16 protein-coding genes and 1 other RNA gene are annotated in these 18,040 nt (G+C 65.7%); all 17 read left to right on the top strand.

Translation table 11 applies throughout. The features are described from left to right. Positions 1–25 precede the first annotated feature (25 nt). The 17 genes from ssb to ftsZ all read left to right on the top strand — a co-directional run bounded on the left by ssb (position 26) and on the right by ftsZ (position 17,976). A complete protein-coding gene (gene ssb, locus GHK24_RS10960; protein WP_153472925.1) occupies positions 26–511 on the top strand; it encodes a single-stranded DNA-binding protein in 486 nt (161 codons plus the stop codon). Positions 512–631: 120 nt separating this feature from the next. Further along, positions 632–1,006, top strand: an RNA gene (gene rnpB, locus GHK24_RS10955) — RNase P RNA component class A. 422 nt (positions 1,007–1,428) lie between these two features. Continuing rightward, on the top strand, positions 1,429–1,875 hold the full coding sequence (mraZ, locus tag GHK24_RS10950; protein WP_167682410.1) for a division/cell wall cluster transcriptional repressor MraZ: 447 nt from the start codon (positions 1,429–1,431) through the stop codon (positions 1,873–1,875). After that, positions 1,872–2,837, top strand: coding sequence for a 16S rRNA (cytosine(1402)-N(4))-methyltransferase RsmH (rsmH, locus tag GHK24_RS10945; RefSeq protein WP_340642791.1), 966 nt, complete (start codon positions 1,872–1,874; stop codon positions 2,835–2,837). Before mraZ ends, rsmH begins: the two co-directional genes overlap by 4 nt. Further along, on the top strand, positions 2,834–3,103 hold the full coding sequence (gene ftsL, locus GHK24_RS10940; protein WP_153472924.1) for a cell division protein FtsL: 270 nt from the start codon (positions 2,834–2,836) through the stop codon (positions 3,101–3,103). The genes rsmH and ftsL overlap by 4 nt, the downstream gene beginning before the upstream one ends. Next, positions 3,103–4,842 carry a peptidoglycan D,D-transpeptidase FtsI family protein gene (locus GHK24_RS10935; RefSeq protein ID WP_153472961.1) on the top strand — a complete coding sequence of 580 codons (1,740 nt, stop codon included), beginning with the start codon at positions 3,103–3,105 and terminating at the stop codon, positions 4,840–4,842. The genes ftsL and GHK24_RS10935 overlap by 1 nt, the downstream gene beginning before the upstream one ends. Then, positions 4,839–6,338 carry a UDP-N-acetylmuramoyl-L-alanyl-D-glutamate--2,6-diaminopimelate ligase gene (locus GHK24_RS10930; protein ID WP_340666172.1) on the top strand — a complete coding sequence of 500 codons (1,500 nt, stop codon included), beginning with the start codon at positions 4,839–4,841 and terminating at the stop codon, positions 6,336–6,338. Before GHK24_RS10935 ends, GHK24_RS10930 begins: the two co-directional genes overlap by 4 nt. Further along, the gene (locus GHK24_RS10925) at positions 6,335–7,720 is read left to right on the top strand and encodes a UDP-N-acetylmuramoyl-tripeptide--D-alanyl-D-alanine ligase (RefSeq protein WP_153472923.1); all 1,386 of its coding nucleotides are present in this window, start codon (positions 6,335–6,337) and stop codon (positions 7,718–7,720) included. Before GHK24_RS10930 ends, GHK24_RS10925 begins: the two co-directional genes overlap by 4 nt. Then, on the top strand, positions 7,711–8,799 hold the full coding sequence (gene mraY, locus GHK24_RS10920) for a phospho-N-acetylmuramoyl-pentapeptide-transferase (RefSeq protein ID WP_153472922.1): 1,089 nt from the start codon (positions 7,711–7,713) through the stop codon (positions 8,797–8,799). Before GHK24_RS10925 ends, mraY begins: the two co-directional genes overlap by 10 nt. A 1-nt stretch (position 8,800) precedes the next feature. Then, positions 8,801–10,207: a UDP-N-acetylmuramoyl-L-alanine--D-glutamate ligase gene (gene murD / locus GHK24_RS10915; RefSeq protein WP_153472921.1), complete on the top strand. Its 1,407-nt coding sequence runs from the start codon at positions 8,801–8,803 to the stop codon at positions 10,205–10,207. Then, entirely contained in the window at positions 10,207–11,367 is a 1,161-nt protein-coding gene (gene ftsW / locus GHK24_RS10910; protein ID WP_153472920.1) for a putative lipid II flippase FtsW, read from the top strand. The genes murD and ftsW overlap by 1 nt, the downstream gene beginning before the upstream one ends. Beyond that, the gene (murG, locus tag GHK24_RS10905) at positions 11,364–12,422 is read left to right on the top strand and encodes an undecaprenyldiphospho-muramoylpentapeptide beta-N-acetylglucosaminyltransferase (RefSeq protein WP_153472919.1); all 1,059 of its coding nucleotides are present in this window, start codon (positions 11,364–11,366) and stop codon (positions 12,420–12,422) included. Before ftsW ends, murG begins: the two co-directional genes overlap by 4 nt. After that, a complete protein-coding gene (murC, locus tag GHK24_RS10900; RefSeq protein WP_153472918.1) occupies positions 12,419–13,810 on the top strand; it encodes a UDP-N-acetylmuramate--L-alanine ligase in 1,392 nt (463 codons plus the stop codon). Before murG ends, murC begins: the two co-directional genes overlap by 4 nt. Beyond that, on the top strand, positions 13,807–14,769 hold the full coding sequence (locus GHK24_RS10895) for a D-alanine--D-alanine ligase (protein ID WP_153472917.1): 963 nt from the start codon (positions 13,807–13,809) through the stop codon (positions 14,767–14,769). The genes murC and GHK24_RS10895 overlap by 4 nt, the downstream gene beginning before the upstream one ends. Before the next feature lie 3 nt (positions 14,770–14,772). Continuing rightward, entirely contained in the window at positions 14,773–15,522 is a 750-nt protein-coding gene (locus GHK24_RS10890; RefSeq protein WP_153472916.1) for a cell division protein FtsQ/DivIB, read from the top strand. Next, positions 15,519–16,748, top strand: a complete 1,230-nt coding sequence (gene ftsA / locus GHK24_RS10885; RefSeq protein ID WP_153472915.1) for a cell division protein FtsA — start codon at positions 15,519–15,521, stop codon at positions 16,746–16,748. The genes GHK24_RS10890 and ftsA overlap by 4 nt, the downstream gene beginning before the upstream one ends. Positions 16,749–16,791: 43 nt before the next feature. Continuing rightward, the gene (gene ftsZ, locus GHK24_RS10880) at positions 16,792–17,976 is read left to right on the top strand and encodes a cell division protein FtsZ (protein WP_153472914.1); all 1,185 of its coding nucleotides are present in this window, start codon (positions 16,792–16,794) and stop codon (positions 17,974–17,976) included. Positions 17,977–18,040: the final 64 nt, after the last annotated feature.

The following is an 18,040-nucleotide window of genomic DNA, read 5'->3' as shown; positions in this document are numbered from 1 at the left end:
GATAAACCTCAGTCAGGGGGCTCTCATGGCTTCAGTCAATAAAGTAATCATCGTCGGTAATCTGGGCAAAGACCCGGAGACGCGCTATCTGCCGAACGGCGACGCGGTGTGCAACATCACCGTCGCCACCTCGGAGTCGTGGAAGGACAAGTCGTCCGGCGAAAAGAAGGAAATCACCGAATGGCACCGCATCGTCTTCTTCCGTCGCCTGGCCGAAATCGCCGGTCAGTATCTGAAGAAGGGATCGTCGGTCTACATCGAGGGGCGCATCCGTACCCGTAAATGGCAGGACAAGGACGGACAGGATCGCTACACGACCGAGATCGAAGCGACTGAAATGCAGATGCTTGGCGGCCGCCAGGGCATGGGCGCACCGGCGTCGGATGATGGCGGTTATGGCGCTTACGGTGGCAGCAGTGCGCCGTCGCCCGCGCCCGCTCCGTCGGCACCGCGCGGCGCGCCGGCGAAGAAAGCCAGCTTCGACGACATGGACGACGATATTCCGTTCTAGACCCGACCTGCGACTTGGCGGCGATATCGTGCGGACGCATCGGCGGCGCGGACCCTTGGGCTCCGCGCCGTTTTTATTGGCGCGTGGCGGCTCGGTCGCTCGCGTATAATTCGCGCCGGGGAAGTCGCCTAGACAGTCGCCGGGCGCTTTGTGCGCCGGGAGGAAAGTCCGGGCTCCGCAGAGCAGGATGCCGGCTAACGGCCGGGCGCTATACGCCGCAAGGCAAAGGCGACGGAAAGTGCAACAGAGAATAGACCGCCGATGGCCCCGCCGGAAACGGCAGGGATCAGGTAAGGGTGAAACGGCGAGGTAAGAGCTCACCGCGGACGCGGCAACGCGGACGGCACGGCAAACCCCATCCGGAGCAAGGCCGAATAGGGAAGCAATGACGTGGCTCGCGTCGCTTCCGGGTTGGCTGCTTGAGCGCGTCGGTAACGACGTGCCTAGAGGAATGACTGTCCACGACAGAACCCGGCTTACCGGGCGGCTTCCCCACCTCCTCTTTTTCGCGCGGGCAGAATGTGTGTGCCGGCATCGTTCCGGCACCTGCGGCGCATGTGTCTTGCGCCGACTCATCCGCGTCGCCCGACGCGAGCGCAGAAGGGGCGAATGCCCCTTGGCTCCCACGACGTTTGCGTATTTTTACGTCGTCCCGTGAGCCGCTATGCCTATCGCCGTCGCGCGATGGCACCTTGATGCCGCTCGTCACAAAGCACTTTAAGTGATGTGATTTTCCCCTTGTTTTTTAAGGGGAAAAAATTCGCTTATTGCACTTTGAAAAGTGCGCATAAGTCCTTGTCGCGATTGAAAAAAATCCCATATTCCGCTTGCTTTGAGAAATTCTTTATCTTAAAGTGGGAGGGAGTGGTAAAAAGTGGGGGAAAGTGGGTTCTCCCGGTCGCGAAGGAGGCAAGCAAGTGTTCGAAGGTGCGACAGCGCTGAGTATCGATGCCAAAGGTCGGCTCGCCATTCCGGCGCGCCACCGGGACTCGCTCGTCGCTGCCGGGGAGGGCAATCTGGTCCTGACCGCGCACCCGCACCGGTGCTTGTTGCTCTACCCGCAACCTGCCTGGCAGCCCATCCGCGACAAGGTATTGGCGGCGCCGAGCCTGCAGCGTCAGGCGGCGCAGATCAAGCGCCTGCTCGTCGGCTATGCCTGCAACGAGACGCTGGATTCCGCCGGGCGTTTGCTCGTTGCTCCCTCGCTTCGCGAATTTGCCGAGCTGGACCGCCAGGTGTGGCTGGTCGGGCAGGGCGATCATTTTGAAATCTGGTCGGATGCCGGCTGGCGCAAGGAGCAGCAAGACATTTTTGCGCTCGGCGATCAGCTGCTTCCTCCCGGACTTGAGGATTTGGCGTTGTGAGTCTGGCCTCCGGGCACCAGACGGTGTTGCTGAACGAAGCCGTGGCGGCGTTGCAGATCAAACCTTCGGGCTGCTACGTCGACGGGACCTTCGGGCGTGGCGGGCACAGTCGGGCGATTCTGGCGCAGCTCGGGCCGCGCGGTCGTCTGCTGGCACTGGACCGCGATCCGCAGGCGGTGGTGGCCGCGCAGGCCATCGGCGACGCTCGCTTTACCTTGCTGCATCGCTGTTTTGGCGGCATGGCCGAGGCTTTGCGCGAAGCAAATATTCAGGCGGTTGACGGCGTGTTGCTCGATGTCGGGGTGTCATCGCCGCAGCTGGATGACGGGGGGCGGGGCTTCAGCTTCCGCTTTGATGCGCCACTCGACATGCGGATGGATACCACGCAGGGCGAGACGGCGGCGGAGTGGTTGGCGCGAGCCGACATCGGGGAAATCACGGAGGTCATTAGAAACTATGGCGAAGAACGGTTTGCTTTCCAGATTGCAAAGAAGATTGTGGCTGCTCGGGGAGAGCGGCCTATTGCAACCACAGGGCTGCTCGCCACGCTTGTACGCGAGACCGTGCGGACCCGTGAGCCAGGCCAGGACCCGGCGACGCGCACCTTTCAAGCTCTACGGATTCATATCAATCAAGAACTCGAGCAGCTTGCGCTAGCCCTGCCACAAGCGGCGCAGGCACTCGGGCAAGGAGGGCGGCTGGTGGTGATCAGCTTTCATTCGCTCGAAGACCGGATCGTCAAGCGCTTCATGCGCGAGGCGGCGGCTCCGGATGCCTTGCCGAAAGACCTGCCGCTGCGCGCTGCCGATCTGCCTCCGCCGGACTTGCGCCTGATCGGCAAGCCGGTGCGGGCGAGCGCTGCCGAAATCGCCGCGAATCCGCGCGCGCGCAGCGCAGTCCTGCGGGTGGCGGAAAAACTCGCGGCGCCGGCCAGCGCCGCACATGGGGGCCGGCGCGCATGACCCGCCTGAACCTCCTCCTCCTGATCATCGCCGCCGGCTGCGCGCTGGCGACCGTAACGGCCCAGCACACGGCGCGCAAGCTCTTCCAGGCGCTGGAAGCCGAGCAGGACCACGCGCGTCAGCTGGACGTCGAGTTCGGCCAGTTGCAGCTTGAGCTGTCGACTTGGGCGACGCCGCCGCGGATCGAAAAAATCGCCCGTGAAAAGCTCAAGATGAGCACCCCTGAGCCGGCGCGGACGATTGTCGCTGCAGGAGTCGCGCCGTGATGCGGCTGAAAGGGCGCCTCGCCCACCGCTTCGCCGAAAGCCCGGTGCTGCTGCTGCGTTTGCCGGCCTGGCGCTCGCGCATGGTCGCTCTGCTGATCATTGCGGCTTTCGCCGCACTGATCGGCCGCTCCTTCTATTTGCAGGTACTGAACAACGACTTCCTGCAAGAGAAGGGGGACTCGCGTTATCGCCGCGATCTGGAAATCTCGGCGTCGCGCGGCCGTATCTCGGATCGCAACGGCGACATCCTTGCCGTGTCGACGCCGATGAAATCGATCTGGGCGATCCCGGCGGATGCGCGTCTGTCGCCCGAGCAGTCGCAGCAACTGGCGCGGCTGCTCGAAACCGATCCCAAAGAACTGGCGCGCAAGCTCGCCAGCGACAAGAGCTTCATCTTCCTGCATCGCCAGATTCCGCCCGAAACGGCAGAGAAGATCGCCGCTCTCAAGCTGCCCGGCATCGGCCAGAACACCGAATATCGCCGTTACTACCCGACGGGCGAGATGACGGCGCACATGGTTGGCTTCACCGGCATCGACGGCAAAGGACTGGAGGGGGTCGAACTGGCCTTCCAGAACCAGTTGCTCGGTCATCCCGGTAGTCGTAGCGTTATCAAGGATCGGCGCGGGCAGATCGTCGAGGATGTCGGCTCGATTCGCCCGCCGCAGGATGGCGAAGACATCCGCCTCGCGCTCGACTCGAAGATCCAGTACCTCGCCTACAGTCAGTTGAAGCAGGCCATCGAGCAGAACCGCGCCAAGGCAGGTGGCATTGCCGTCATCGATGCGCGTAGCGGCGAGGTCTTGGCGCTCGCCAACTGGCCGACTTACAACCCGAATAACCGGGAATCATTGTCCGGCGGCCAGTTGCGAAACCGCGCCGTCACCGACGCCTTCGAGCCCGGCTCAACGCTCAAGCCCTTCACCATCGCCCTGGCCCTGGAAAAGGGCCGTGTGCGTTTTGATACCCAGATCGATTGCGCGCCCGGCAAGCTGACCATCGGCACGGCGACGATCTCCGATTCGCACCCGCATGGCCCGCTGACGGTGGCGCAGGTGATCCAGAAGTCGTCCAACGTCGGCGCGGCAAAGATCGCCGCCATGCTGGCGCCGCAGGAAATGTGGGACATGTTCGACGAAGTCGGCTTCGGTCAGGTGCCGGAGCTTGGCTTTCCCGGGGAAGTCACTGGCCGTTTGCGTCCGTGGAAGCGCTGGCGCCCGATCGAGCAGGCGACGATGTCCTACGGGCATGGGATTTCGGTGTCGTTGATTCAACTGGCGCGCGCCTACACCGTCTTCGCGCGCGACGGCGAACTGATTCCCCTGTCGCTGACGCGCCAGGAGCCGGGCGTGCTGAAGGGCACGCAGGTCTTCAGCCCGCAAACCGTGCGCGAAGTTCGCGCCATGCTCGAAATGGCGGTGTTGCCCGGGGGTACGGCGCTCAAGGCGCAAGTACCGGGCTACCGCGTCGCCGGCAAGACCGGCACCGCGCACAAGCTGGAAGGCGGCGTCTACGCCGACCGCTATGTCGCCTCGTTCGTCGGCATGGCGCCGGCGACCGAACCGCGCCTGATCGTCGCCGTCATGATCGACGAGCCGAGCGCGGGCAAGTATTACGGCGGGGAAGTGGCCGCGCCGGTGTTTTCGTCGGTCATGGGAGCGGCCTTGCGCACGCTTGGCGTGCCGGCAGATGCGTCCGTACGCGTGGCGACGGGCGATGCAGAAAAGGAATCACTGTGAGTATCGTGGGGCGTGACGTATTTGTAGGCGATGCCAACGGCGCGTTGGCGGAATTGGCGTCGCAGGGGGCGCAGATTCGCGGCGCGGCGGACGACAGCCGACGCGTGCGCGCCGGAGACGTTTTCCTCGCCTATCCGGGCGATCTCGCCGACGGCCGCAACTTCATCGCCGATGCCGTCGCGCGCGGTGCCGTGGCCGTGGTGTGGGAGGCCGGCGGCGATTTCGTCTGGCCGACGGACGTGCGCGTGCCGAACCTGCCCGTCGCGCGGCTGCGCGCGTTTGCTGGCGCGCTCGCTCACGCCGCGTGCGCGCGGCCGACGGAACGCCTGTCGCTGATCGCCGTCACCGGCACCAATGGCAAGACCAGCATCAGCCAGTGGATCGCGCAGACCTACCCGCGTCCGTGCGGCGTCATCGGCACGCTCGGCGTTGGCCTGCCCGGCAAACTGGCCGATACCGGTTTCACGACGCCGCAGGCGGCGACGCTGGCGCGTACCTTGGCCGACTTCGTCGCCGACGAAGCGAGCGCCTGCGCTATCGAGGCGAGCTCCATCGGCATCGAGGAAGGTCGCCTCAACGCGGCTCGTGTCGACGTCGCGGTGTTTACCAACCTGACGCGCGACCACCTCGATTACCACGGCTCAATGGCGGCTTACGCCGCCGCCAAGGAGAAGCTCTTCACCTGGCCGCGCCTGCGTCTGGCCGTCATCAATCTGGACGATCCCTTCGGTCGCGAACTGGCGTCGCGGACGACGGCAACCCGTATCATCGGCTACTCGCAGGCCGAGAAACCGCCGGCCTTGCCCGGGCTGGTGCTCGCCGAGAACGTCATGAATACGCCGGAGGGCATGAGCTTCCGGCTGGTGGCGCCGAATGGCCGCGCCTACGTCGATACGCCGCTGATCGGCCGCTTCAATATCTCGAATCTGCTGGCCGTCGCCGCTGTTCTGATCGACGCCGGAATGACGCCGCGTCAGGTGGCGGAGCGTTTCGCGACGCTGAGCGCGCCGCCGGGGCGGCTGGAGACGCTGGGCGGTGGCAATCAGCCGCTGGTCGTCGTCGATTACGCGCACACGCCCGATGCGCTGAGCAACGCGCTGACGGCTCTGCGTGACGTGGCGCGTGCGCGGGGTGCCGCGCTGCGCGTCGTCTTCGGTTGCGGTGGCGACCGCGATGCCGGCAAGCGTCCGCTGATGGGCGAAATCGCCACGCAGCTTGCCGACTCCGTGACGCTGACGTCCGACAATCCACGCAGCGAAGATCCGCACGCGATCATCGAGGACATCCGCCGTGCCGCGCCGACGGCAACGGTGATTGCCGACCGCGCCACGGCAATTCAGCAGGTGATCTCGGCAGCCCATCCGGCTGACGTCATCCTCCTCGCCGGCAAGGGGCACGAGCCCTACCAGGAAATCAATGGCGTCCGCCGTCCCTTCTCGGATCATGCCGAGGCCGGGAAGGCGCTGGCGACCCGTCTGGAGTCTTTCCCCCAATGATGCAACTGTCTGCTGCCGCGCGCGCCACGAGTGGCCGCCTGCTCGGTGAAGACGTCGACTTCGCCGGCGTTTCGACCGACAGTCGCCGCCTCGCGGCGGGCGAGCTGTTTGTCGCCTTGCGCGGCGAATTATTCGATGGCCACGCCTTCCTCGCCACGGTGCAGGAACGCGGGGCTGCTGCCGCTGTGATCGACGAGGCCGCGGCGGCCAGCCTCACCTTGCCGGCAGGACTGCCGCTGCTGGTCGTTACCGACACGCGTCTGGCGCTTGGTGCCATTGCCGCCGCCTGGCGGGCTCGCTTCACGCTGCCGCTGGTGGCCGTGACCGGCAGCAACGGCAAGACGACGACGAAGGAAATGATCGCTGCCATCCTGCGCGCCGCCTTCGGCGAGCACGTACTGGCGACGCGTGGCAACCTCAATAACGACATCGGCCTGCCGCTAACGCTCCTCGCCTTGCGGCCCTCGCATCGCGCGGCGATCGTCGAAATGGGTATGAGTCATCCGGGCGAGATTGCCGCCTTGTCGGCGATTGCCCGGCCGACCGTTGCCCTCGTCACCAACGCGCAACGCGCCCATCTTGAAGGTCTGGGCTCCTTGCAGGCGATTGCCGTGGAAAAAGGGGCCATCTACGACGGTCTGGCCGATGACGGCGTGGCCGTGATCAACGCCGACGATCCCTGGGCGACGCTCTGGCGCGCACGCAATGCGGCGCGGCGCGTCGTCAGCTTCGGCATCGAGCAGGCGGCGGATGTGGTCGGTCAGTGCCGTGTGCACGGGCTGGAAAACCATCTGACGATTACGTATGACGGCGAGACGGTCGCCATCGATCTCGCCTTGCCCGGTCGCCACAACGCGCGCAACGCGCTGGCCGCCGCGGCGGCGACATTGGCGGCTGGCGTGCCGCTGACGGCGGTGCGCGACGGCCTCGCTGCCTTCCGTGGCGCCCCCGGACGCCTGCGACGGCGCGCGGGCGCACAGGGCGCGACGCTGATCGATGACACCTACAACGCCAATCCCGACTCTGTCCGTGCCGCCATCGACGTGCTGGCGGCGACCGTCGGCCGCAAAATCCTCGTCCTCGGCGATATGGGCGAGATCGGCGAAATGACCGGGCAGTTTCACGACGAGATCGGCGGCTACGCCAAGAGCCAGGGAATTGATCTGCTTTTCGCGCTCGGCGAATCGAGCGCGCTGGCGGCGCACAACTTCGGTGTCGGCGGCCAGCACTGCCGGCGCATCGAGGATCTCGTCGCTGCCGTGCTCGCCGCGCTGACGCCGGAGAGCACCGTGCTGGTCAAGGGATCGCGCTTCATGCGCATGGAACGTGTCGCCGATGCCATTGCGGCGCCGACGGCCGGGGAGGGCGCACCATGCTGCTGATGCTTGCTCAATGGTTCGGACAGGACATCCGGGCCTTCAACGTGTTCAACTACATCACGTTGCGCGCGGTGATGGCGGCGATGACAGCGCTGATCATCTCGTTTGCTGCCGGGCCGCGCGTCATCCGCTGGCTGGCGGCGAAAAAAATCGGTCAGGCGGTGCGTACCGACGGGCCGCAGACGCATCTCAAGAAGTCGGGCACGCCGACCATGGGCGGCGTGCTGATCCTCATCGCCATCGCCGTGACGACGCTGCTGTGGGCGGATCTGACCAATCGCTACGTCTGGGTCCTGCTGATCGTGACGACGGGCTTCGGCGCCATCGGCTGGTACGACGACTGGAAGAAAGTCGTCTATCGCGATCCGAAGGGGCTGGCGAGTCGATGGAAGTACTTCTGGCAGTCGGTCATCGGTCTCATCGTCGCCGTCTACCTCGGCATGACGGCGACCGTGCCGGCGCAGATGGAAGTGATCGTTCCCTTCTTCAAGAGCATCGCCTATCCGCTCGGCGTCATCGGTTTCATCACGCTGACCTACTTCGTCATCGTCGGCACGAGCAATGCGGTCAACCTCACCGACGGCCTCGACGGGCTGGCGATCATGCCGACGGTGATGATCGCCGGTGCGCTGGCCATTTTCGCCTACGTCGCCGGTAACACGGTGTACGCCAAGTACCTCTTCATTCCCTATATTCCAGGCGCGGGCGAGCTGGCGGTCTTCCTCGGTGCGCTAGTGGGGGCGGGACTTGGCTTCCTTTGGTTCAACGCTTATCCGGCGGAAGTTTTCATGGGCGACGTTGGCGCGCTGGCGCTTGGCGCAGCCCTCGGCACGGTGGCGGTCATCGTCCGTCAGGAGATCGTTCTCGCCATCATGGGCGGCGTGTTCGTCGCCGAAACGCTCTCCGTTGCCGCGCAAGTCCTGTATTTCCGCTTCTCGGGCGGGAAACGCATCTTCCGCATGGCGCCCTTGCACCACCACTTTGAACTCGGTGGCTGGAAGGAAACGCAGGTGGTCGTCCGCTTCTGGATCATCACCATCATGCTCGTCCTTTTCGGTCTGTCGACCCTGAAGCTGCGCTGACATGAACACCTCGGGCGAACGCACCCTCATCCTCGGCCTCGGCGAAAGCGGGCTGGCGTCGGCCAAATGGCTGGCGCGGAGTGGCACGCCCCTGCGCATCGCCGACAGTCGGACGCAGCCGCCGAACCTCGACGCCATCGCCCGCTGGGCGCCAGCGGCCGAGGTCGTCTGCGGCGCCTTCACCGACGCCATTCTGGACGGGATCGACCGCATCGTCCTCTCGCCCGGCGTGCCGCTGGCGACGCCAGAGGTGCAGCGGGCGATCGTGGCCGGAATCCCGGTGGTGTCGGAAATCCAGCTCTTCGTCGACGCCATCCGCGAACTTGACGCTTCGGCGCGCCTGCTGGCGATCACCGGCAGCAACGGCAAGACGACGACGACCGCGCTGACCGCAGCGTTGGCAACGGCTGCCGGCTTCCCGGCCATCGCCTGCGGCAACATCAGTCCGTCGGCGCTCGACGCCCTGATGGACGCGGAAGACGCCGGCGCCCTGCCCGACGTCTGGGTGCTCGAACTGTCGAGCTTCCAGCTGGAAACGACCTACACCCTCGGTGCCGATGCGGCGACGCTGCTCAACGTCAGCGAAGACCATCTCGACCGCTATACGGGAATGGACGACTACGCCGCGGCGAAGCGTCGCGTCTTCCAGCCGGCGCGAGGCCGTGGCGGCGTGCGCGTGCTCAATCGCGACGATCCGCGCAGCCTGCTGTCGGCGGATGTTGCTGATCCGGATGTCCGCGTTGTCACCTTCGGCCTCGACGCACCGACGCGCGAGGGCGATTACGGTTTGCTGGGCAACGTGATCGTACGTGGCGAGGAAGCGCTGGTCGAAGTCGATCGTCTGCGTCTCGTCGGTCGGCACAACGCCGCCAATGCCATGGCGGCACTCGCCTTGTGCGAGGCCATCGGCATCGGTCCGCGGCACGTCGTGCCGGCCCTGCGCGAGTTTTCAGGCTTGCCGCACCGCGTCGTGCCGGTCGCCGAGATCGGTGGCGTCCTCTATATCGACGACTCGAAAGGAACCAATGTCGGCGCCACGCTGGCGGCGATTACGGGGCTCGGACGCCCGCTGGCCATCATCCTTGGCGGAGACGGCAAGGGTCAGGATTTCGCGCCGCTGGCGGCGGCTCTGGCCGGACAGGATGGTGTCCGCACGCGTGCCATCGCCCTGATCGGCCGCGACGCGGCGAGCATCGCGGCGGCGCTCGATGTGGCTGGCAGCACAGCGGCGCGCGCGGTTTGCATCGATATGGACGAAGCCGTGCGCTTTTGCGCCGCGCACACGCGCTCGGGCGATGCCGTCCTGCTTTCGCCGGCCTGCGCCAGTCTCGACATGTACCGCAACTACGCGCATCGCGCCGATTCTTTCGTCGCGGCCGTCGGCGGCCTGAACGAGGAGGCGCCGTGATGCTGCGTACCTGGGAATCGCCCGTTCGCGCGCCGGCCGAAGTCGATCCGATGCTCCTGTGGAGCGCGCTGATTCTGCTCGTCGCCGGCATGGTGATGGTCTATTCGGCGTCGATTGCGATTGCCGAGGGCGGGCGCTTCACCGGCCATCAGCCGACGTATTTCCTCGTCCGCCACGCCGTGTTCCTGTGCATCGGCCTCGTCGCTGCCATCGCGGCCTTCCAGTTGCCGCTCAAGACCTGGCAGGAAATTTCGCCGTGGCTCTTCGTCGCCGGTTTTGCCTTGCTGGCGCTGGTGCTGGTGCCGGGGCTCGGGCGCGACGTCAATGGTGCGCGCCGCTGGCTGCCGCTGGGGGTCGCCAATCTGCAACCCTCCGAGCTGATGAAGCTCTTCGCCGTGCTCTACGCCGCCGACTACACGGTGCGCAAGATGCCGCATATGGGCGATCTGAAAAAGGCCTTCCTGCCGATGGCCGGCGCCATGGTCGCCGTCGGTGTGCTGTTGCTGAAGGAGCCGGACTTCGGCGCCTTCGTCGTCATCATCGCCATCGCCATGGGCATCCTCTTCCTCGGCGGCATGCGCGCGCGTCTCTTCGCCATCCTGATCGTGCTGCTGCTGGTGGCGTTCGCGGCGATGATCATCGTCTCGCCGTATCGGCGTGACCGCATTTTCGGCTTCATGGACCCGTGGTCGGACGCCTTCGGGCGCGGCTACCAGCTGTCGCACGCGCTCATTGCCTTCGGGCGCGGCGAGTTCTTTGGCGTTGGCTTGGGGGCCAGCGTCGAAAAACTCTTTTATCTGCCGGAAGCGCACACCGACTTCCTGCTCGCGGTGATCGCCGAAGAACTGGGCTTTTTCGGCGTGGTGGCGGTGATCGCCCTGTTTGCGCTGATCGTGCAGCGCGCCTTCGCCATCGGCCAGCAGGCCGTCACACTGGATCGCCTGTACCCGGCGCTGGTGGCGCAGGGCATCGGCATCTGGCTGGGGGTGCAGGCTTTCATCAACATGGGCGTGAACATGGGCCTGCTGCCGACCAAGGGGCTGACCCTGCCGCTGATGAGCTTTGGCGGCTCGGGCATCGTCGCCAATTGCGCGGCGCTGGCGATCCTCTTGCGGGTGGACTGGGAAAACCGCCAGCTGATGCGGGGGGCGAAGCTATGAGCCGCACCCTGCTCGTCATGGCCGGCGGTACCGGCGGCCACGTTTTCCCCGGCATCGCCGTCGCCGAGGTCTTGCGCTCGCGTGGCTGGAACATCGTCTGGATGGGCAATCCGGACGGTATCGAAGCGCGGCTGACCGCCAAGCGCCCTTACACCTTCGCGCCGGTGAAGTTCGCCGCCCTGCGCGGCAAGGGGTTGCTGCGCAAGCTGCAGCTGCCGTTTGCCCTGATCGCTGCCGTCAGTCAGGCGCGGCGCGAGATCGCCCGCATCCGCCCCGACGTCGTCCTCGGCATGGGCGGCTATGTCAGTTTCCCCGGCGGGGTGGCGGCGAAGCTCGCCGGCATTCCGCTCGTCGTGCATGAGCAGAATTCGATTGCCGGGCTCGCCAACCGCGTGCTGGCGAAGATCGCCCGCCGCGTCGTCACCGGCTTCCCCGATGCTCTGCCGCGTGGCGAGTGGGTCGGCAACCCGGTGCGCCCGGAGATCGCCGCCCTCCCGGCTCCCGCCGAGCGCCTGGCCGAGCGGCAAGGGCCGCTGCGCCTTCTGGTGATCGGCGGCAGCCTTGGCGCGGCAGCGCTCAACGAAATCACGCCCCAAGGGCTGGCCCTGCTGCCGCCGGAAGAACGTCCGCTGGTGCGTCATCAGGCCGGCGCCAAGCACATCGAGGCGCTGCGGCAGGCCTACGCCGCCGCCGGTGTCGACGCCGAATGCGTACCCTTCGTCGACGACATGGCGGCTGCCTATGCCTGGGCCGATCTGGCACTATGCCGCGCCGGCGCGCTGACGGTCGCAGAACTCGCCGCCGCCGGGACGGCGAGCGTTCTCGTACCTTTCCCCTTCGCGGTGGACGATCACCAGACCAGCAACGCGCGCTTCCTGTCGCGCGTCGGTGGTGCGGTGGTGTTGCCGCAAGACGAGCTGACCCCGGAATCGATCAGCCGTATTCGTAACTACAGTCGTGGCCAGCTTTTGCAAATGGCCGAAAAAGCGCGCGCGCTGGCGCGACCGGAGGCGGCCGCGGCCGTCGCACGCGCATGTGAGGAAGTCGTTTCATGAAACACAAGGTAAAGAACATTCACTTTGTCGGCATTGGCGGTGCCGGCATGAGCGGCATTGCCGAAGTGCTCGCCACGCTCGATTACACCGTCAGCGGCTCCGACCTCGCCGACAACGCGGCGACGCGTCGTCTGGCGGCGCAGGGGGTGCGCATCCTGCGCGGGCATGACGCGGCGAATGTCGAGGGTATCGACGCCCTCGTCGTCTCGACCGCCGTCGCCGCCGATAACCCGGAAGTTGTCGCTGCGCGCGCGGCGCACATTCCGGTCGTGCCGCGCGCGCAGATGCTGGCTGAACTGATGCGCCTGAAGAAGGGCATCGCCGTCGCCGGTACACATGGCAAGACGACGACGACGAGCCTCGTCGCCTCGATCCTGGCGCGCGGCGGCATGGATCCGACCTTCGTCATCGGCGGTCGCCTGAACGCCGCTGGCGCCAATGCCCGCCTCGGTTCGGGCGAGTTTCTGGTGGCCGAGGCCGACGAATCGGACGCGTCCTTCCTCTTCCTGTCGCCGGTCATGTCGATCGTCACCAACATCGATGCCGACCACATGGATACCTACGGCCACGATTTTGGCCGTCTCAAGCAGGCGTTCGTCGATTTCCTGCACCGCCTGCCGTTCTATGGCGTTGCCGTGCTGTGCGCCGATGATGCCAATGTGCGCTCGATCATTCCGCAGGTCGGCAAGCAGATCGTCACCTACGGCCTCGATCCTTCGGCCAATGTACGCGCCGAAAACGTCGTCGCCGACGCTGGCCGCATGCGTTTCACCTGCGTGCGCGTCAACGGCAGCGAAAGCCGCCTTGAGGTGGTGCTCAACCTGCCGGGGCAGCACAACGTGCTGAACGCTCTGGCGGCCATCGCCATCGCCAGCGAACTGGGCGTCGACGACGCGGCCATCGTCAGTGCGCTTGCCGAATTCAAGGGCGTCGGCCGGCGCTTCCAACGCTGGGGCGAGATTGCCCTGCCGGCTGGTGGCTCCTTTACGCTCATCGACGATTACGGCCATCACCCGGCCGAGATGCGCGCGACCATTGCCGCCGCGCGCGGTGCTTTTCCGGGGCGCCGTCTGGTGCTGGCCTTCCAGCCGCACCGCTACACGCGCACGCGCGATTGCTTCGAAGACTTCGTCGCTGTTCTCTCCTCGGTCGACGCCTTGCTGCTGACCGAGGTCTACGCCGCCGGCGAGCCGCCGGTGGTGGCTGCCGACGGGCGCGCGCTGGCGCGGGCCTTGCGCGTCGCTGGACGCGTCGAGCCGCTTTTTGTCGAGGACGTTACGGCGCTGCCGCGGGCGATTCTCGACTCCGCCCGCGATGGCGACGTGGTGATGACCATGGGCGCCGGCTCCATCGGCCAGACGGCCGCGCGCGTTCAGGAGGCCGCATGATGAGCGTCGATCCGCGCGCTGCCGCCTTCGGACGTGTCGCCGTTCTTCTCGGCGGGCGTTCGGCTGAACGGAAGGTTTCGCTCTCGAGTGGTGCCGGTGTCTTGGCGGCGCTGCAAGAGCAGGGCGTCAGGGCAGAAGCCTTTGATCCCGCCGAACGCTCGCTCGATGCTCTGGCTGATTTCGATCGCGTCTTCATTGCCTTGCACGGGCGTTACGGCGAAGACGGCGCGATTCAGGGCGCGCTCGAACTGATGGGGATTCCCTACACCGGCAGCGGCGTGCTCGCTTCGGCGCTGGGCATGGATAAGTGGCGCAGCAAGCTTGTCTGGAGCGCCGCCGGGTTGCCCGTACCCGAGTGCGTGTTGCTCGACGCGGCGAGCGATTTTGCCGCCATCGAGGCGCGCTTCGGACTGCCGATTTTCGTCAAGCCGGCATGCGAGGGCTCGTCGATCGGCGTCGTCATGGTGCGCGAGGCGGGCGGGCTGGCGGCGGCGTATGCCGAAGCGGCCAAGGCGGCGGCCAGCAGCGGCGGCCTGGTGATTGCCGAACGGGCGGTGCTCGGCGGCGAGTACACGGTCGCCATCCTCGGTGACGAGGCGCTGCCCATCGTCAAGATCGAGCCGGCAACGCCTTTCTACGATTACGAAGCAAAGTATCTGCGCGATGACACGCGTTATCTCTGCCCCTGCGGCTTGCCGCCGGAGCGCGAGGCGGAGTTGCGCGCGCAGGCGCTGGTGGCGTTCCGTGCGCTCGGTGGACGCGGCTGGGGACGGGTCGACTTCCTGCTCGACGTTGCCGCCTCGGCCTCCGGCGACGAAGCGCCCAAAGCGTATTTCCTGGAGGCGAACACCTCGCCCGGTATGACCGGGCACTCCTTGGTGCCAGTGGCCGCACGTGCCGCCGGAATTTCTTACAACGAATTGGTGCTGCGCGTTCTCGCGCTCGCCACCACGGGATGATCAATGTGGCACCGTCCGCAGCTGATGATCGTCGTTGCCGACCTGCTGCTGTTAGCGGCAGCGGCAGCGCTGCTCGTCGCCGGCGCCCTGTGGGCGACGCGTCTGCCCCTGTTCCCGCTGCGCGAAGCCGTGGTGGTGAGCGATTTGCACGAGTTGCAACGCAAGGACATCGAGCGCGCGCTGGCGGGCTTGCTGCGCGGCAATTTCTTCAGCGTCAATCTGGATACCTTGCGCCAGTCGCTGGAGAAGCTGCCCTGGGTGCGGCACGCCGAGTTGCGGCGGCGCTGGCCGGCGGGGATCGAGATCAGCATCGAGGAGCATCGGCCGGCGGCGTACTGGGGCGAGAACGCCGGTCAGCTCGTCAATACCTATGGCGAAGTGTTCAGCGCTGCGTATCTGGGGGACGACGTCCTGCCGGTTCTGGCCGGGCCGGCCGGCACGTCGGCGGAGGCGTTGCGCCGCTACGGCGAGTTCACGCGGCAGCTGGCGCCGACCGGGCATCGCTTGGCCGCGCTGACAGTGTCGCCGCGCCTGGCCTGGCAGGTTCGTCTGGACGACGGCCTGTTGGTCGATCTCGGGCGCGAGCAGGCAAAGGCGCCGATTGCGCAGCGTCTGGCGCGTTTTGTCGACAATTACGCAATGCTGCACACGGCGCATCGCGGCACGCCGGTGGCAGTCGATATGCGGTATCCGAATGGTTTCGCGCTGCGCTATGCCAGCAGCGTGGGCAATGAAAGCAGGGGACGGGAATGAGCAGGGATAACAAGGATCTGATTGTCGGCCTCGATATCGGCACGTCGAAGATCGTCGCGCTGGTGGCTGAAATCACCCCGGAAGGGCATTTCAACGTCATCGGCATGGGGTCGCAGGAGTCGCGGGGCTTGAAGAAGGGCGTCGTCGTCAACATCGAGGAAACGGTGGCGACGATTTCGCGCGTGATCCAGGAAGTCGAGCTGATGGCCGACTGCAAGGTGAAAGACGTCTACACCGGCATCGCCGGCAGCCACATCAAGAGCTTCAACTCGAACGGCATGGTCGCCATCAAGGACAAGGAGGTGACGCCGACCGACGTCGAGCGCGTCATCGAGACGGCCAAGGCGATGCCGATTCCGGCCGATCAGGAGATTCTGCACATCCTGACGCAGGAGTTCGTCATCGACGGGCAGGATGGCATTCGCGAGCCGATCGGCATGAGCGGCATGCGCCTCGAGGTGAAGACGCACATCGTCACCGGCGCCGTTTCAGCGGCGCAGAACATCGTCAAATGCGTGCGGCGTTGCGGGCTGGAGGTCAATGATCTGGTGCTGCAACCTCTCGCCTCGTCTTACGCCGTATTGTCGGAAGACGAGAAGGATCTCGGCATCTGCCTCGTCGACATCGGCGGCGGCACGACCGACCTCGCCGTATGGACGCAAGGGGCGATTCGCCACACCTCGGTGATTCCGATTGCCGGCGATCAGATCACCAACGATATCGCCATGGCTTTGCGCACGCCGACGCGCGAAGCCGAGGACATCAAGATCAAGTACGGCTGCGCCCTGTCGCAGCTGGCCGACCCCGAGGAATCGCTCGAAGTGGCCGGCGTTGACGACCGTCCGTCGCGCAAGTTGTCGCGGCGGGCGCTGGCCGATGTGATTCAGCCGCGCGTCGAAGAGTTGTTCGAACTGGTGCAGGCGGAATTGCGCCGTTCCGGGTTCGAGGAAGTGTTGTCGTCCGGCATCGTCCTCACGGGGGGCTCCGCGGTGATGCCGGGAATGATCGAGCTTGGCGAGGAAGTGTTCCACATGCCGGTGCGCCTGGGTGTGCCGCGCTACCGGGGGGCGCTCGCCGATGTCGTGCAAAACCCGCGTTTTGCCACGGCCTGTGGCTTGCTTATTGAAGCCCAGGCACAGCGCAAGCGCGGTTTGAAGGTGCGTGAAACCGGAGATATCAAGCAGGTGTTCGGGCGCATGAGATCCTGGTTCGAGAAGAATTTTTAAACGGATAGTTTCAATTTTTCGGTTTTTTGCAGAGGAGGCAAACATGTTCGCAATCATTGACAAGGAAGAGCCGGCGGTCGACAGCGACATCGGCACCATCATCAAGGTCATCGGTGTCGGCGGTGCCGGCGGTAACGCCGTCGACCACATGATCCGCGAGGGGGTCAACGGCGTCGATTTCGTCGCCGCCAACACCGACGCGCAAGCCCTGAAGCGCAGCGGCACCCAGCAGCGCCTGCAACTGGGCGGTACCGGGCTCGGCGCGGGGGCCAAGCCTGAAGCCGGCCGCAGCGCCGCGCTCGAAGAACGCGAGCGCATCGCCGAAGCCTTGCGCGGCGCACACATGGTGTTCATCACCGCCGGCATGGGTGGCGGCACCGGTACTGGTGCCGCTCCGGTCGTCGCCGAAGTGGCGCGCGAACTGGGCATCCTGACGGTCGCTGTGGTGACCAAGCCTTTCGGCTTCGAAGGCAAGCGCATGAAGATCGCCGAAGCCGGTATCGCCGAGCTGCAAAAGCACGTCGACTCGCTGATCGTCATCCTCAATGACAAGCTGATGGAAGTGCTCGGCGACGACGTTTCCATGGAAGACGCCTTCAAGGCGGCCGACAACGTGCTGCGTAACGCCGTCGGCGGTATTGCGGAAATCATCAACTTCCCCGGCATGGTGAACGTCGACTTCGAAGACGTGCGTACGGTGATGAGCGAAATGGGCATGGCGATGATGGGGTCGGCCATGGCTTCCGGCCTTGACCGCGCGCGCATCGCTGCCGAACAGGCCGTCGCTTCGCCGCTGCTCGAAGGTATCAACCTTTCCGGCGCCCGCGGCGTGCTGGTCAACATCACGGCGACGCGCAGCCTGAAGATGAAGGAAGTCAACGAGGTCATGAAGACGGTGCGCGAGTTTGCCGCCGACGACGCTCACGTCATCTTTGGCGCCGTCTACGACGAATCGATGGCGGAAAACATCCGCGTCACCGTCGTCGCGACCGGGCTGGGCCAGGCGCAGGCCAAGCGGCAGAGCTTCGAAGTCATCAACACCCCGGTCGTCGCGGCGACCGGTACCGATGGTGCCTTCCTGCAAAGCGCCGTGACGGCCATCGACTACAACCAGCTCGATACGCCGGCGGTCATTCGCAAGGGGCGCAGCGCAACGGTGGAGGCGCTGGCCAATAGCGGCGTGGATCGTTACGACATCCCGGCCTTCCTGCGTAAGCAGGCGGACTAAGTAAGCGGCGCGAACGGGCCGCCCGACTCCTCCGGGAGGCCCGTTTCCTTCCGTCGTCTTGCAG

Origin of the sequence: Rhodocyclus gracilis (assembly GCF_009617575.1) — a bacterium.
GTDB classification, from domain to species: Bacteria; Pseudomonadota; Gammaproteobacteria; order Burkholderiales; family Rhodocyclaceae; genus Rhodocyclus; species Rhodocyclus gracilis.
The sequence above is the reverse complement of the archived record's forward strand: the minus strand, read 5'-3'. Positions and strand labels throughout refer to the sequence as shown.